Here is a 14375-nt window from a genome sequence, read left to right on the forward strand (position 1 = left end):
CTCCAGCTAACGTCAAAGGCATTGTACCAGCGGGGACGCGTCCTTCGTAGCCCTCAATTAACCAACGCCCGGACAGTTTCGGTATTAACGTAAACGTCAAGGAGTTGGGAGCTTGGTTCTCGGAAAATTGCTAGGCATAAGATCAGTGTTTTCAGCCTACATGTGGGCTTGGTGTGTATTGGTTGCCGCTGGCGTAACGGTGGGGATGCTCGCGCGAGGCTCGCAACCGGGAGCGTGGATATTCTGGCTAGTCTTGTTCTCCGCCGCCTGCGTGGGTATTCTTCAGCAAACCTTGCCCTGAGGCCCGAACGCGATCTTCGGGATCGCGAGTTCCGCCGTGGAGCGGAATCAGGCAGGACGAAGCTGGATCGCCAAGGCACTCCTCTTTTCGGTGTCTGCGTCCTTTGCTGGCATGCTGAGTGGTGCGGCGCTCGGTGCGGCGGGGATCCTGCTGCCCTTCGAAGTCCGGGTAGCCGTGGCCAGCCTGCTTGCTTTGGTAGCGCTTGCTATCGGTAGCCTGGAGTTGCTGGGCAGGAAGGTTCCGTTACCGCAGTTCGATCGTGAGACGCCGCAGAGATGGCTCCACAAAGGAGCTCTCACCTGGGCGCTGTTGAACGGTTCGTTCTTGGGCGTCGGGGTTACCAGCCGCATCGGCTTCTGGCTGTGGTACGTCGTCCCGCTAGGTGCTTTCCTTTTTGCAGATCCAGCCTTGGGTGCCGCCATCTACGGGGCCTATTCCGTGGCCAGAGGTGCGGCGGTCTGGGCGATCATCCTGGGTCTGAACATCGGGCTGCTAGGAGACGACTGGCAGGAGCGCTTTATCGCGCGTTTTCCTGCAGCACAGACTATTGCCGCCTGCCAGCTCGTCCTCGTCGGTCTGGTAGGTACAATAACGATCGGATTATGAGGAAGGTGGTTAACGGTGCGGGCTTCGAGCAGCGTAGCGATTGCGGTGGTCCTGGTTTTGCTGGTACTAGGCTTGGCGGGCTGCGGGCAGCAGGAGCAGACCTCCGGCAAGGAGACGGGAACCGCACAAGCCAGCCAAACATCTGGCTCTGCGGCGAGATCGAACAGCACCGAGGGATCCAAGACACTCGCAGTTCGGCCCTACAAGCCACTGGGCAGGGTGGTGGTGACAAGCGATGCTCAGAAGCTGCCCGCAGGCTGCAAACCACGCCAGATGGCCGGATTGATGACTCATTTCGTCGCGGCTTTCAACAGAGGCGACCAGGAACAATTGCGCCGCTTCTTCCCGGCCAGAGCAGGACTAGAGCCCTGGCTTTATAGTATGGATAGATTTTTGACGTACAACAGAGAAGACCTCCTCCGCTACTTCGCCAGGAGACACAGGCATCACGAACGTATGCGGTTGCTCTCGATTCAGGTCATCCCCAACGGCTTTATCAGCGATGGCAAAAAGGTTCCCAGCGGTAGTCAAGCAAGAACAGCCACGGGTAGTCGGCCATTGGGAGGCATCACATTCCTGCTGGCCCGGCGCGCCGACGATCTGAAGAAAGGTCCGGAAGGACCCGAACGGCCTACGGTCGGCAAGGGCGTTGTCGATTGCCGCAGGCAAAAGATCTTGCGTGCGTCAATTGGAACGCTACCGGCCAAACCGAAGAACACTTTTGATTCTGTCCGCGTGTGTCGGAAGCTGGACGGCCCGAACCAGGGCGGGACCATCGTGGCTTGCACTGGCTCCAGCCGATAAACCGTCATACACGCATCTGGCGAAGATCCGACTATCGCAGCCTACCAGCTCTTCCTTATCGGCCTGGCGGGTACAATAGCGATCGGGTTGTGAGGAAGGTGGTTAACGGTGCGGGCTTCGAGCAGCGTAGCGATTGCGGTGGTCCTGGTTTTGCTGGTACTAGGCTTGGCGGGCTGCGGGCAGCAGGAGCAGACCTCCGGCAAGGAGACGGGAACCGCACAAGCCAGCCAAACATCTGGCTCTGCGGCGAGATCGAACAGCACCGAGGGATCCAAGACACTCGCAGTTCGGCCCTACAAGCCATTGGGCAGGGTGGTGGTGACACGCAATGCTCAGAAGCTACCTCCGGGTTGTGGCCCGCGCCAAGCTGCAGGGCTAATGACGCACTTCCTTGAGGCTTACAACAAAGGCGACCAGGATCGATTGAGTCGCTTCTTCGTAGCCAAATGGGAACAGACACCTTGGCTCTACGCCATGTCCCGAGGCAGAAAGGTAGAGGTCGGGGTTGATAACAGAAAAGACCTGCTCCGCTACTTCGCCCATAGGCACGAGCAACACGACCGGATGCTGCTGCTCTCCATCCAGGTCATCCCCAACAGCGGCATCAGCGGTGGTCAACCAAGAGGAGGTATAGCCTACTCTTTAGCACGGCGCGCCGACGATCTTGAACAAGGCTCGGTGGGGACCGAACGGCTCGTGGAGGGCAAGGGCGCTATCGACTGCCGTCGGCAAAAGTTCACGCTCTTGACCCTTACAACGCTCCCCGTCAAACCGAAGTACACGCGCGCCTCTACCCTTCAGTGTCCCAAGCCGGACGGTCGGAACCAGGACAATGCCATCGTGGCTTGCACTGGCTCTAGCCGATAGACCGTCATACACGCATCTGGCGAAGATGCAGGCAATGGGGCATCGCGCAGCAGCCCTCAGTTTGGGCGATCATTCTGGGGTTGAACGTCGGGTTGCCAGGAGACGACTGGCAGGAGCATTTTATCGCGTGTTTCCCGGCAGCACAGACTATTGCAGCCTGCCAGCTCGTTCTCGTCGGCCTAGCGAGTACGATAGCGATCGGGTTGTGATGGTGTGATCATGGAAGTCTTCAGGGTGGTGGATGCGCATTGAGAAAGACGGCGGTCGGTCTGGTGGTCCTGGTGGTACTTGCCTTAGCGGCCTGCGGCTCGCAGCAGAGCGCTTCTGAGAGCAAGCCAGATCCAACCAGTGTCCCAGGCCGGTCGGACGGCATCCCGAAGACGCCCTCATCGCATGCACCGGGAGATGATCTCAGCCGCCCGGAGAGATGACCACCGCCGCCAGCAGGACGACGGCGGCGAGCAGACACAGGAAGCTCCCCGCCCGGAGCAGCGCGGCCAGCGCCCTGGCCTTTCCAGGCACGAGCTCCGCACCACCGAGAAGCACCAGGAAGAGGCCGCAGAGGGCCATAGCCTCCACCCCGCTCGTCGGGTCCGAGGCGAAGGAAGAGCCCCGCAGCGCGTAGAGGTAGAGCGAGTAGAAGAGGTCCATCACGCCCACGGAGAGGAGGACGAAGTAGATCACCCCGCCCCTCGGCTCGTGCAGGAACACGCGGTTGAAGAGCTTCCTGATCATCGCGATGCCCGGGATTATACGTCCCCGATGCAGGAAGGGGCAGCGAATCGCCTCTCCGTCATGATAAAATACGCCCGGTCGCGGACGTAGCTCAGTTGGTAGAGCGCCAGCTTCCCAAGCTGGAGGTCGCGGGTTCGAAGCCCGTCGTCCGCTCTTTTTTATGCCGCAAGAAAAGAGGCGGGGCAATACCCCGCCTCTTCCGGTGAATGCTTCCGCTCCGAGGCTAACCCGCGGCCCGATCTCCGTTCCTGCGGCCCCGGATCTTGCGCATCAGCCACTTGGCCGGGTCGTAGTACTCGCCCGCGACCCGCTCCTTGAGCGGGATGATCGAGTTGTCCGTGATGTGGATTCCGACCGGGCAGACCTCGGTGCAGCACTTGGTGATGTTGCAGTATCCGATGCCGTTCTCTTCCTTGAGGTCGTGCAGACGGTTCGCCTCGTCCAGCGGGTGCATCTCGAGCCACTGGTTGCGCACGAAGAAGCGCGGCCCGGCGTACTCCGGATGCTTGTGGTGGGTGCGGAGCACGTGGCAGACGTCCTGGCACAGGAAGCACTCGATGCAGCTCTTCGGCTCGTAGAGGCGCTCGACGTCCTCCTCGTAGAGCGTGAAGGGAGCCTTCTCGCTCGTGGTGAAAGGCGTTATCCCCTTCGACACCTCGTAGTTCCAGGAGACGTCGGTGACGAGGTCCTTTATCAGGGGGAAGGCCTGAAGCGGCCCCACGTGTATATCCTTGCCCTCGTACTCGTCGATGCGCGTCTTGCACATCAGCTTCGGCATCCCGTTTATCTCGGCGCTGCACGAGCCGCAGTGGGCTGCCTTGCAGTTCCAGCGCACAGCGAGGTCGTTCGCCTGGTGGGCCTGGATGTAGAGCACAGCGTCCAGCACCACCATCCCCTCCACGTAGGGGATCTCGTACTCGACCTCCTCGCCGCCCCCGGCGTCGCCGCGGAAGATGTTCAGCTTTATCGTCCGATCCGTGCCGCCGAGCTCCTCCTCGCCAACCGGCGCGTGAGCCCGGGACGTGACGTCTCCCTCGCTCATACCTTGGTCTTCTCCTTCTTGAACAGCGCGGCCAGATGCTCCGGCATCGGCGGGATCTCACGCCGCTCGATGACCGGCTCCCCCTTCTCGTTCTTCTTCACGACGAAGTTGATCTTCCCGTACTCCTCGACCAGCTCGTCGCAGTCGAGCCGCCACTGGGCTCCCCGCTTCTCCTTGCGCTCGAGCGCGCAGCGGATGATGATCTCCGAGATGTTCGCCATGTAGCGGATGTCCTGCGCGGCGTGCCAGCCGGGGTTGAAGAGCCTGCTGCCACCGACCCTGACGTTGGGGATGCGCTCCTTGATCGCGAGCACCTTCCTGAGCCCTTCCTTGAGGGAATCCTCGTCCCTCATGAGGTTCGCGTGCTGCATCATCGCCTCCTGCAGCTCCTCCTGCAGAAGGTACGGGCTCTCGTCGCGGTCGCTCGGCTTCTTCGTGAGTGGCTCCAGCACCCGCCGTATCTCCTCCTGCACCTCCTCGTCGGGGGCTCCGGCGGCGTGCGTGCTCTGCCCGACGTACTCAGCGGCTCCTTCTCCGGCCCTGCGTCCGAAGACGAGCAGGTCGCCGAGCGAGTTGCCACCGAGACGGTTCGCACCGTGCAGACCGCCCGCGACCTCCCCTGCGGCGAAGAGCCCCGGGATCGTCGTCGCGCAGCTCTCGGGTTCGACCTTGAGCCCGCCCATGTTGTAATGGACGGTAGGGAAGACCTCCATCGGCTCCTTCGCGATGTCCACGTCGGCGAGCTTGAGGAACTGCTCGTGCATCGTCGGCAGCCGCTTCATGATCTCGTCGTACCCGAGGTGTGTGATGTCCAGGTAGACACCGCCGTGCGGCGTACCTCTTCCCTCCTGCACCTCGGTGTAGTTCGCCCGCGCCACCACGTCGCGGGTGGAGAGCTCCATCCGCTGGGGATCGTAACGCTCCATGAAGCGCTCGCCGTTGGCGTTTCTCAGGATTCCACCCTCGCCGCGCACGCCCTCGGTCACCAGGATGCCGCGCACACCGGGAGGCCAGACCATCCCCGTGGGATGGAACTGCACCATCTCCATGTCCACGAGCTCCGCACCGGCGTCGTAGGCCAGGAAGATGCCGTCTCCGGTGCCCTCCCACGAGTTCGAGGTGACCTTGTAGATGCGGCCCCATCCTCCGGTCGCCATGACTATCGCCTTGGTCTTGAAGAGGATGAACTTCCCCGACTCTCGAGTGTACGCGAGGGCTCCAGATATCCTGCCCTGAGAGTCCTTGAACAGCTTGGTCACCGTGGTCTCCATGTAGACCTCGGCGTCGGTGGTCAGGAGCTTCTCCTGCAGGGTCCGGATCATCTCGAGCCCGGTGCGGTCGCCGATGTGGGCGAGCCTGCGGTAGGTGTGCCCTCCGAAGGGGCGCTGGTGGATCTTGCCCTCCTCCGTGCGGTTGAAGAGCGCCCCCCACTGCTCGAGCTCTATGACGCCGGCCGGGGCTTCCTTTGCGTAGATCTCGACCTTGCGCCAGTTGTTGATGAACTTGCCGCTGTTCATCGTGTCGATGAAGTGCTGCTCCCAGCTGTCATCGGGATCGACGTTGCCGAGGGCCGCGGCTATCCCACCCTCGGCCATGACGGTGTGCGCCTTGCCCAAGAGGCTCTTGGTGACGACCCCCACGGACATTCCCTTCTGGGCCACGGCGATCGCGGCCCGCAGACCGGCGCCACCGGCCCCGATGACCAGAACGTCGTGCTCGCGCACCTCGTATTCCTCGCGGGCAGTGCTCCCGGAATGTCCGTTGCCTTCCACCTGAGTTCCCCTTTCGCTAGACGATCCTTATGTCGGTTATAACGCCCGCTATGAGCAGCCTGATGTAAATGTCGGCGATGAGAACCGAGAACAGGCTGAGCCAGGCCCACAGTGAGTGCCGGGTGTTGAGCCGACTCACCCACCCGTAGGCCTTGCGGCGGGCCATGCCGCCCCTTATGCACGTGTAGCAGTCCTTGCCTCCCCCGATGAGGTGCCTGAACGAATGGCAGGACCCAGTGTACATGGATAGGAGTATCACGTTTATGAGGAGTATGAGCGAACCGATGGAGAAACCGAACGATCCGCCGGGGAAAAATGCCCTTATCGCGTCGTACCAGAGAAACAGGACGACGATGCTCGAGGCGTACAGGAAGTAGCGGTGGATGTTGTTCCACACGAAGAAGCCCCGCTCACCGTTGTAGCTGTGCCTGGGCTCCAGATTCTGGGCCCGGGCCACGCAAGCCGGCGGGTCCCAGAAGAACGCCCTGTAGTACGCCTTGCGGTAGTAGTAGCAGGTTATCCTGAACCCGAGCGGTATCCATGCGACGAGCATCGCCGGCGAGAGCCAGCTCACCGGCGAATTGACGTGGGGAGAGTAGAACGGAGACAGCAGATCGTGGTAGCTGCTGTGCTGGGCGAAGACCACGACGATGAACGAGTAGATGCCAAACCCCGCCAAAACGACGACCACGGTCATCGGTTCGACCCACCAGGGTAACTTCTTCCAGGCAGCTGCTATGCTCGACACCTCTTCTCCCCTCTAGGCGACTTCTGAGCGAACATCATGACACCCGTGCAGTATAAAGTACCGTTCGCCACCAGGCTGTGAACGCATTTTCCGGTCTTCATCCCAAACGGTGACCGGGATACCGCCACCTCTCGCCTCTCCGCCGAAGAAAGGGGACCGGGCCGCCTCGTAAGCCGGATTCTGTTCTAACCCGCCATCCATCTCCGGAAGGGAACTTCCCCCTCCGGGCCCCTCTGGGAGGGGCCGCGCCTACCATGCCCGGAATAAACCGGACAAATTTGGCTTGCTCGCACCGGTGGTTTACCTGGCCGGCACCCTTACGGGTTACCGCCGGTGGGCTCTTACCCCACCCTTTCACCCATCACCTGTGCCGGGAGGTTCCGATACCCCGGCCATCGGCTGGTCTACTCTCTGTTGCACTTGACGTGACGGTGGGCTTGCGCCCACCGCCCCCTGGGTTGTTAGCCCAGGCGGCCTCTGCTACGAGTCCGGACTTTCCTCTGCATCCGCCCGTCGCGGACACAGCGGCGGGTCGGGCGGCCCGACCCCTCTGGAAAAATTATATACCTCAGGTACGGGTGGTGCGATTACTCGCCTTCTTCACGAGCACTATCCTGCTCGGCGTGACGCGGACCTCGACCTCCCCGGCCTCCTCCCAGACATCCTTCCATCTCTTGTCGTCGGCCACGGCCGGATCGAACCATACCCCCACCCGCTCCGGGGGCCCCGCTTCCCTCTCGAGAACCCCTTCGTACTGGCTGTACTCCCTGGGAGCATAGACCGTCGAGACTATCTCCCTCCGGTAGATGGCGTTGCGGGACCTGAAGGACTGGACCGACGAAGCGCTCGTCCCGAGAGCACTGGCGATCCACTCGTCCGACCTCCCCTCCTCCACCCACCTGCGTATGTCATCTTTGAACTTCCTGAGCGAAACCCTCTGGTTTATTCCCATCTCGACAGACCCCTCAGAGAAGACTCCAAACGCGGTGACTCCTCAGATTACACAAGACATCCGGATTTTTCCAGTAACCTCTCACCTTTGATGTAAGCACTTTGGTATAGAATGTGGTTCATGGAGATGATCCTGAGCATACTGAACGGCATATCGCACTTCGTACCGTTCGCGATCGCGTTCTACGTACCGGCGCTCTTCGGGATGGCGATCTGGCGGGAGAAGACCCGGGGATACATGGTCAAGGCGGGGCTGTGGTTCGTGATCGGCTTCGGCCTCATCCTGGCGTTCCGGCTCATGCTCGACGCCAGCGTCCTGCAGGACATCGAGACGTTCGCCCTCTCGCTCGCTCAGATGGCCGTGGCCCTGTTCTTCGCGAACCTCACGGTCTACCGGCTGGCGGACTGAGCCCTGCGGTAGGGGTCTCAGGCCGCGCTCTTCAGGATGTTCTTCACCTCTTTGAGGTCTTTGTTCAGCCTGTAGAAGTTCATGCTGGAGAGGGCGGCTCCGTAGGGCTTGGCCCGGACCTTCTCCAGGTAGCCGGCCTCCAGAAGAGCCTCCACGACCTCTTCGATCTCCTCCTCCGAGAGCTCCAGCTCCCCGCGCTCGTCCAGCTCCCGGATGCTGCCGACGATCTCGACCATCGAGGCCCTCTCTCCCAGATCGTCCACCCGCTCACAGATGGTCTTGAGCTCATAAGGCGTGAGGTCCTCGTAAAGGTCCAGCCCCTCCCTCTCGATGTCCCGCTCTTCGGATTCCTCCTCGCGATCGTGCTTGTCACCGTCATCCTCGGGACGTCCGCCCTGCTCGGGAAGCTTCTCACCAGGCAGGTAGACCTGCAGTTCCATGTCCTGGTCCACGGTATTCACCAGCCCCCGGCGTTCGGCCTCGACCACGAAGTCCTTGAACTTCTTGAAGCCCGCCTCGCGCTCGTCGAACGATCCGAGCTGCACGATCATCTGCTGCTTGACCTGCCCGAGCACGCGCGCCTTGTTCCCCTTCTTTAGCGCCTCGACCGCGCGCACGAGCTCCTTGAACGGGTCGAACTGCTTCTTCTTCTCCCGGTCGCGGGCTTTGGCCGCCCGCTCCTCCTCGAGCAGCGAGGCGTAGGAGATGAAGTGGTCCGCCGACTCGATCAGGTGGTAGGAGGCCGCTTCTGAGACCCCGATCACGACCACCGTCTTGCCCTGGCTCCGGAGCAGGTTCACCAGCGGGATGAAGTCCCCGTCGCCGGTCACGAGCACGTAGGTGCCCACCTGCGGGTGGTTGTGCAGAAAGTCCGAGCACTCCACCGCGAGCATCACGTCTATCGAGTTCGTGCGCCGCTTCGAGGACTTTCCACCCGGGAAGTAACGGGCAGAGATGTAGCGCGGTGCGATCCCGTTCGAATAGAGCGTGGGCGGGGCGTTCCTGAAGTCCCCGTCGGTCCAGTCGGCGTAGGCCGTCGCGGAGACTATCCTGCCGAACTCCCGCGCCTTCTCCAGGATCGCCGAGACGTTCGGCTTTGCGTTGTACTCGGTAACCGTGGAGATGTAGATGTTCTCCCAGTCGATGAAGATTGCCAGATCCTCGGGCATACTTTCCCTCGCTATATCGAAACGGAGAGACCCGCCGGAGCGGACCCTCGCGTTCTCTTTCTCATACGCTGTACCTCTCGCGGACCGGGAGCGCCGTCTGCGCCACGGTCTCGCCGTCCAGCACGGCCTCGATCCAAAGCACCTCGTCCTCCCGCTCGAGCCCCTCGGGAAGATCGAAGGCGGCAACTACCGTGGCGGAGTTCTCCGGTCCGTCGAGCCAGATGTCGAACTCGTCCGACTCCTCTACCATCGACCCGTCATCGTCGGTGACGAGGATGCGAGACGTCCGCCTCTCTCCCCCGGCGTGCTCGCACCCCTCGAATTTGGCGTAGACGACGAAGGAAGCCGACCCGTCGGGCCCGGTCACGATCTCATCCAGTACCCCGAAGAGGGTCAGACGGCCATCGAACTCCGTGCAGCTCTCGGCAAGGACGAGGGCCGTGCACTCGACGACGCCGTCACAGCTCTCCATCTCTCTACTCCTCCGTTCGATCGGCCTCGGGAGGTCCCGCTTCCGACGCTCCCCTGGGCTCCTCGCCGACGATCTCTTCCAACGAAAGCTCGTCGCTGGCTCCAGCCTCCCCTCCCGAAGCGCTGCGGGAGGCGACCACCTTCGCCACGGCGCTCACCGAATCCCCGGCGTGCAGGTTCATCACCCGCACGCCCTGGGCGCTGCGCCCCTGCCGGGAGACGGAGCCCGCGTCTATGCGTATGGTCGTCCCAAGGTTAGAGACTATAACGAGCTCGTGCAAGTCCGGTTTGACCACCCGCACGCCGGAGAGGCGGCCCCTCTCTTCCCCGGTCTTCATCGCGATCACACCCTGCCCTCCCCGGCCCTGCGTCCTGAACTGGGAGAGCGGTGTGCGCTTGCCGTACCCCTTCTCGGTGATCAAGAAGAGATCCGCGGCATCGTCGGAGATGACGTCCATCGAGAGGAGGGCATCGCCCTCCTTGAGGGTTATCCCCTTGACGCCCGCCGTGGCCCGGCCCATCGCCCGCGCCTCGTCCTGGCGGAACCTGAGCGCCTTGCCCTCCCGGGTGACGAGGATGACCTCGTCGCCCTCGGAGGCGTGGCGCACGTCGATGAGCTCGTCGCCCTCCGCGAGCTTGATCGCGATGATCCCCTCGTTCTTCAGCGGCGTGTTGTACTCGGAGAATTCGGTCTTCTTCACGATCCCGCGCCGGGTCGCGAAGAGCAGGTACTCCGCCTCGCCGAAGTCCCTGGTCGCGATGACCGCGGCTATGTGCTCGTCCTGCGAGAGCGGCAGCAGGTTGGCCACGTGGCGTCCGCGGGCCGTCCGGCTCATCCGGGGCAACTGGTGCACCTTGAGCCGGTAGACCTTGCCCTTGTTGGTGAAGAAGAGCATGTAGTGGTGGGTCGTGGTGATGAAGAGGTGCTCGATGAAGTCGCCCTCCTTGAGCTCCATCCCGTTGACCCCGACCCCGCCGCGGCCCTGCTTGCGGAAGGAGTTGACCGGGACGCTCTTGAGGTAGCCGGCCCCGGTGATCGAGATGACCACCTCCTCCTCGGCGATGAGATCCTCTATCTCGAAGTCCGCGTCCTCGGAGAGCGTGATCTGGGTGCGCCGCTCGTCGCCGTAGGCGGCCTTTATCTCGAGCAGCTCGGCCTTGATGATCTCGTAGACCTTCGACTCGTCGGCGAGCACGCCCTCCAGGTACTCGATCTTCTCGACCAGATCCCGGTGCTCCCGCTCGACCTTCTGGCGCTCCATCCCGGTCAGCCGCTGCAGCCTCAGGTCCAGGATCGCCTGCGCCTGCCGCTCCGACAGGCGGAAACGGCGGATCAGGTTGTTGCGGGCGCTCTCGACGCTGCGCGAACGCCGGATCGTCTCGACGACCTCGTCGAGGTTGGCGAGCGCGACGAGCAGACCCTCCAGGATGTGCGCCCGGGCGCGGGCGCGCTCGAGCTCGTAGCGGGTCCTGCGGGTCACGACCTCGAACTGGTGGTCTATGTAGTGCTTTATGGCCTGCTTGTAGGAGAGCGTGCGCGGCACACCGTCCACCAGCGCGACCATGTTCACCCCGAAGCTCTGCTGCAGCTGGGTGTGCTTGTAGAGGTTGTTCAATACGACCTTCGGGACCGCTTCGCGTTTGAGCTCTATGACGATGCGCATCCCGTTGCGGTCCGACTCGTCGCGCAAATCGGAGATGTCGGTGATCCTGCGCTCCTTGACGAGCTGGGCGATCTTCTGCAACAGCTGCGCTTTGTTGACCTGGTAGGGGATCTCGGTGACGACGATCTGGGTGCGGTTGCCCCGGATGTTCTCGGTGTGGGCCTTGGCCCTCACGCGGATCGAACCCCGCCCGGTCCTCACCGCCTCCCGGATCCCGGAGGTGCCCACTATCACGCCGCCGGTCGGGAAGTCGGGCCCCTTGATGTACTCGAGGAGCCTCTCGTCCTCCATCTCCGGGTCGTCTATGAGCGCCACCGTGGCGTCTATGACCTCGCCCAGGTTGTGCGGCGGGATGCGAGTCGCCATCCCGACCGCTATCCCGTCGGCGCCGTTCACGAGCAAATTGGGGAAGCGCGCGGGCAGAACCTCGGGCTCGCGCTGCTGTTCGTCGAAGTTGGGGACGAAGTCGACCGTGTCGGCGTTTATGTCCCTGAGCATCTCGGTCGCGATGCGCGCGAGCCGGGCCTCGGTGTAGCGCATCGCCCCAGCCGAGTCTCCGTCCACGCTCCCGAAGTTGCCCTGCCCGTCGACGAGCGGATACCTGAGCGAGAAGTCCTGCGCGAGCCTGACCAGCGTGTCGTAGACCGCCTGGTCCCCGTGCGGGTGGTACTTACCGATGACCTCGCCGACGACCGTCGCGCTCTTGCGGTAGCGCCGGTTCGGCTGCAGCCCCAGGTCGTGCATCGCATACAGCACCCGCCGGTGCACCGGCTTGAGCCCGTCGCGCACGTCCGGCAGAGCCCGCGCGACGATCACGCTCATCGCGTAGGAGAGGAAGGACTCCTTTATCTCGTCCTCTATGGGGTGGGGCTGGATGTTCCCCGAGAACGTATCAAGCATCTATGTTCTTCGCCTCCCTGGCGTTGGCCTCGATGAACTCGCGTCTGGGCTCGACCTTGTCGCCCATGAGCGCCGTGAAGAGCTCGTCGGCCACCGCGGCCGAGTCTATCGTCACCTGCAAAAGCGTCCTGCGCGACGGGTCCATCGTCGTCTCCCACAGCTGCTGGGGGTTCATCTCCGAAAGCCCCTTGAACCTGCTGACCTCGGCGTTGCCGTTCGCCCCCAGTTGGTCCAGCAGCACCCTGAGCTCGGCCTCGTTCTTGACGTAGTAGTCCCGCCGGTTGTGGGTGACCTTGAAGAGCGGCGGCTGGGCTATGTACACGTAGCCGGCCTCGATGAGCTCCGGCATGTTGCGGTAGAGGAAGGTCAGGACCAGCGTCCTTATGTGGTTGCCGTCCACGTCGGCGTCGGCCATGATCACGATCTTGTGGTAGCGGGCGTCATCGAGGTTGAAGCTGTCGCCGACCCCGGCGCCGATCGCGCTGATCATGGCCTGTATCTCGGCGTTCGAGAGCACCTTGTTCATCGTGGCCTTCTCGACGTTCAGGATCTTGCCGCGCAGCGGCAGGATGGCCTGGAAGTTGCGGTCCCTTCCCTGCTTGGCCGACCCCCCGGCCGAGTCCCCCTCCACGATGTACAGCTCGCTGCGCGCAGGGTCCCTGGAGGAGCAGTCGGCGAGCTTGCCCGGCAAGGTCGAGCTCTCCAGATATCCCTTGCGGATCGTGTCACGCACCTTGCGCGCCGCCTGCCGCGCCCTCGCCGCCTGCAGCGCCTTCCCGACGATCGCCTTCGCCTCGCCGGGGTGCTCTTCGAGGAACTCCGCGAGGGCACGCCCGAGCGTGCTCTCGACGAGCCCTTTGATCTCGGTGTTCCCGAGCTTGGTCTTGGTCTGTCCTTCGAACTGCGGCTCCCGGAGCTTGACCGAGATGACCGCCGCGAGCCCCTCCCGGATGTCGTCCCCGGTGAGGTTCTCCTCCTTCTCCTTGAGAAGGTTCTTCTGCCGGGCGTAGTCGTTTATCGTGCGCGTGAGCGCCGAACGGAAACCCGAGAGATGCGTCCCCCCCTCGTGGGTGTTGATGTTGTTCGCGAAGGTGAAGACCGAGTCCTGGTACCCGGAGTTCCACTGCAGCGCGATCTCCACGTCCCCCACCTCGTCTTCGCGGTGGCAGTAGAAGATCGTCTTGTGCACCGGGTCCTTGGACTGGTTTATGTGCGCTACGAAGTCGCGTATCCCGCCTTCGTAGCGGTAGGTGACCTCCCGCCCCTCTTCCCGCTCGTCCACCAGTCGTATCTCGAGCCCCCGATTGAGGAAGGCAGACTCCCTGAAGCGCCGGCTCAGGGTGTCAAAGGAGAACTCCACCGTCTCGGTGAAGACCTCCGGATCCGGCTTGAATCGCACGCGCGTCCCGGTCGGCTCCCCTTCCTTCAGCCCCCGGACCTTCTCCAGCCCGCTCACAGGGAAACCACGCTCGTAACGCTGGCTCCAGACGTGACCATCACGCCGCACCTCGACCTCGAGCCACTCGCTCAAGGCGTTCACGACCGATACCCCGACCCCGTGCAGACCACCGGAGACCTTGTAGCCCTGCCCACCGAACTTGCCACCGGCGTGCAGCGTGGTCATCACCACCTCGACCGCCGAACGCCCGTACTTCTCCATCACCCCAACGGGCATCCCGCGCCCGTCGTCGTCGACGCTCACGGAACCATCGGGGTGTACCCTCACGTCTATCCTCGTGCAGTATCCGGCCAGCGCCTCGTCTATCGAGTTGTCCACTATCTCCCAGACGAGGTGGTGCAATCCTCTCGGCCCCGTGGAGCCGATGTACATCCCCGGCCGACGTTTTACGGCCTCCAGTCCTTCCAGAACCTGTATGGAACTGGCATCGTATTCGCTCTTGGCATTTTTCAGGGCAGGATCAACCGTCAAAAGAGA

General features: G+C 62.8%; 13 protein-coding genes, 1 tRNA gene and 1 other RNA gene. 5 read left to right on the forward strand and 10 right to left on the reverse strand.

What is annotated here, in order from left to right:
• Positions 1-337 precede the first annotated feature (337 nt).
• The 3 genes from AC6EKW_RS01740 (at position 338) to AC6EKW_RS01750 (ending at position 2578) form a co-directional block, all read left to right on the forward strand.
• On the forward strand, positions 338-907 hold the full coding sequence (locus AC6EKW_RS01740) for a hypothetical protein (RefSeq protein WP_498513509.1): 570 nt from the start codon (positions 338-340) through the stop codon (positions 905-907).
• Between the two features lie 15 nt (positions 908-922).
• Positions 923-1711, forward strand: a complete 789-nt coding sequence (locus AC6EKW_RS01745) for a hypothetical protein (RefSeq protein ID WP_498513510.1) — start codon at positions 923-925, stop codon at positions 1709-1711.
• 378 nt (positions 1712-2089) lie between these two features.
• Positions 2090-2578 carry a hypothetical protein gene (locus tag AC6EKW_RS01750; RefSeq protein WP_273844893.1) on the forward strand — a complete coding sequence of 163 codons (489 nt, stop codon included), beginning with the start codon at positions 2090-2092 and terminating at the stop codon, positions 2576-2578.
• 411 nt (positions 2579-2989) lie between these two features.
• Here the strand turns inward: AC6EKW_RS01750 and AC6EKW_RS01755 are convergent, their stop codons facing one another.
• The gene (locus AC6EKW_RS01755) at positions 2990-3313 is read right to left on the reverse strand and encodes a DUF8011 family protein (protein WP_498513511.1); all 324 of its coding nucleotides are present in this window, start codon (positions 3311-3313) and stop codon (positions 2990-2992) included.
• Between the two features lie 80 nt (positions 3314-3393).
• Here AC6EKW_RS01755 and AC6EKW_RS01760 point away from each other — a divergent pair.
• Positions 3394-3466: transfer RNA gene (locus AC6EKW_RS01760), tRNA-Gly, on the forward strand.
• A 70-nt stretch (positions 3467-3536) separates the two neighbouring features.
• Here the strand turns inward: AC6EKW_RS01760 and AC6EKW_RS01765 are convergent.
• From AC6EKW_RS01765 to AC6EKW_RS01785, 5 genes are all read right to left on the reverse strand, one after another.
• On the reverse strand, positions 3537-4355 hold the full coding sequence (locus AC6EKW_RS01765; RefSeq protein ID WP_498513512.1) for a succinate dehydrogenase/fumarate reductase iron-sulfur subunit: 819 nt from the start codon (positions 4353-4355) through the stop codon (positions 3537-3539).
• Positions 4352-6127, reverse strand: a complete 1776-nt coding sequence (locus AC6EKW_RS01770) for an FAD-binding protein (RefSeq protein WP_273887199.1) — start codon at positions 6125-6127, stop codon at positions 4352-4354. Before AC6EKW_RS01770 ends, AC6EKW_RS01765 begins: the two co-directional genes overlap by 4 nt.
• Positions 6128-6143: 16 nt before the next feature.
• The gene (sdhC, locus tag AC6EKW_RS01775; protein WP_498513513.1) at positions 6144-6875 is read right to left on the reverse strand and encodes a succinate dehydrogenase subunit SdhC; all 732 of its coding nucleotides are present in this window, start codon (positions 6873-6875) and stop codon (positions 6144-6146) included.
• A gap of 153 nt (positions 6876-7028) precedes the next feature.
• An RNA gene (rnpB, locus tag AC6EKW_RS01780) (RNase P RNA component class A) lies at positions 7029-7419 on the reverse strand.
• A 24-nt stretch (positions 7420-7443) separates the two neighbouring features.
• Positions 7444-7827 carry a hypothetical protein gene (locus tag AC6EKW_RS01785; protein WP_273887197.1) on the reverse strand — a complete coding sequence of 128 codons (384 nt, stop codon included), beginning with the start codon at positions 7825-7827 and terminating at the stop codon, positions 7444-7446.
• Between the two features lie 120 nt (positions 7828-7947).
• On the opposite strand from AC6EKW_RS01785, the gene AC6EKW_RS01790 reads away from it, so the two are divergent.
• Complete coding sequence (locus AC6EKW_RS01790; RefSeq protein WP_273887196.1) at positions 7948-8235, forward strand: hypothetical protein; 288 nt, start codon at positions 7948-7950, stop codon at positions 8233-8235.
• 17 nt (positions 8236-8252) lie between these two features.
• Here the strand turns inward: AC6EKW_RS01790 and AC6EKW_RS01795 are convergent, their stop codons facing one another.
• From AC6EKW_RS01795 to gyrB, 4 genes are all read right to left on the reverse strand, one after another.
• The gene (locus AC6EKW_RS01795; protein ID WP_273887195.1) at positions 8253-9404 is read right to left on the reverse strand and encodes an NYN domain-containing protein; all 1152 of its coding nucleotides are present in this window, start codon (positions 9402-9404) and stop codon (positions 8253-8255) included.
• A 61-nt stretch (positions 9405-9465) separates the two neighbouring features.
• A complete protein-coding gene (locus AC6EKW_RS01800; protein ID WP_273887194.1) occupies positions 9466-9876 on the reverse strand; it encodes a hypothetical protein in 411 nt (136 codons plus the stop codon).
• 4 nt (positions 9877-9880) lie between these two features.
• Positions 9881-12439: a DNA gyrase subunit A gene (gyrA, locus tag AC6EKW_RS01805; protein WP_273887193.1), complete on the reverse strand. Its 2559-nt coding sequence runs from the start codon at positions 12437-12439 to the stop codon at positions 9881-9883.
• Positions 12432-14369: a DNA topoisomerase (ATP-hydrolyzing) subunit B gene (gyrB, locus tag AC6EKW_RS01810; protein WP_498513514.1), complete on the reverse strand. Its 1938-nt coding sequence runs from the start codon at positions 14367-14369 to the stop codon at positions 12432-12434. The genes gyrA and gyrB overlap by 8 nt, the downstream gene beginning before the upstream one ends.
• Positions 14370-14375 lie beyond the last annotated feature (6 nt).

This window comes from Rubrobacter sp. M3-4, assembly GCF_059772285.1.

Bases quoted from the DNA above. Each gene is read 5' to 3' on its own strand.
- AC6EKW_RS01790 (WP_273887196.1), top strand. From the start codon at position 7,948: ATGGAGATGATCCTGAGCATACTGAACGGCATATCGCACTTCGTACCG.
- gyrA (WP_273887193.1), bottom strand. From the start codon at position 12,439: ATGCTTGATACGTTCTCGGGGAACATCCAGCCCCACCCCATAGAGGAC.
- AC6EKW_RS01785 (WP_273887197.1), bottom strand. From the start codon at position 7,827: ATGGGAATAAACCAGAGGGTTTCGCTCAGGAAGTTCAAAGATGACATA.
- AC6EKW_RS01795 (WP_273887195.1), bottom strand. From the start codon at position 9,404: ATGCCCGAGGATCTGGCAATCTTCATCGACTGGGAGAACATCTACATC.
- AC6EKW_RS01800 (WP_273887194.1), bottom strand. From the start codon at position 9,876: ATGGAGAGCTGTGACGGCGTCGTCGAGTGCACGGCCCTCGTCCTTGCC.
- AC6EKW_RS01765 (WP_498513512.1), bottom strand. From the start codon at position 4,355: ATGAGCGAGGGAGACGTCACGTCCCGGGCTCACGCGCCGGTTGGCGAG.
- AC6EKW_RS01750 (WP_273844893.1), top strand. From the start codon at position 2,090: ATGACGCACTTCCTTGAGGCTTACAACAAAGGCGACCAGGATCGATTG.
- AC6EKW_RS01755 (WP_498513511.1), bottom strand. From the start codon at position 3,313: ATGATCAGGAAGCTCTTCAACCGCGTGTTCCTGCACGAGCCGAGGGGC.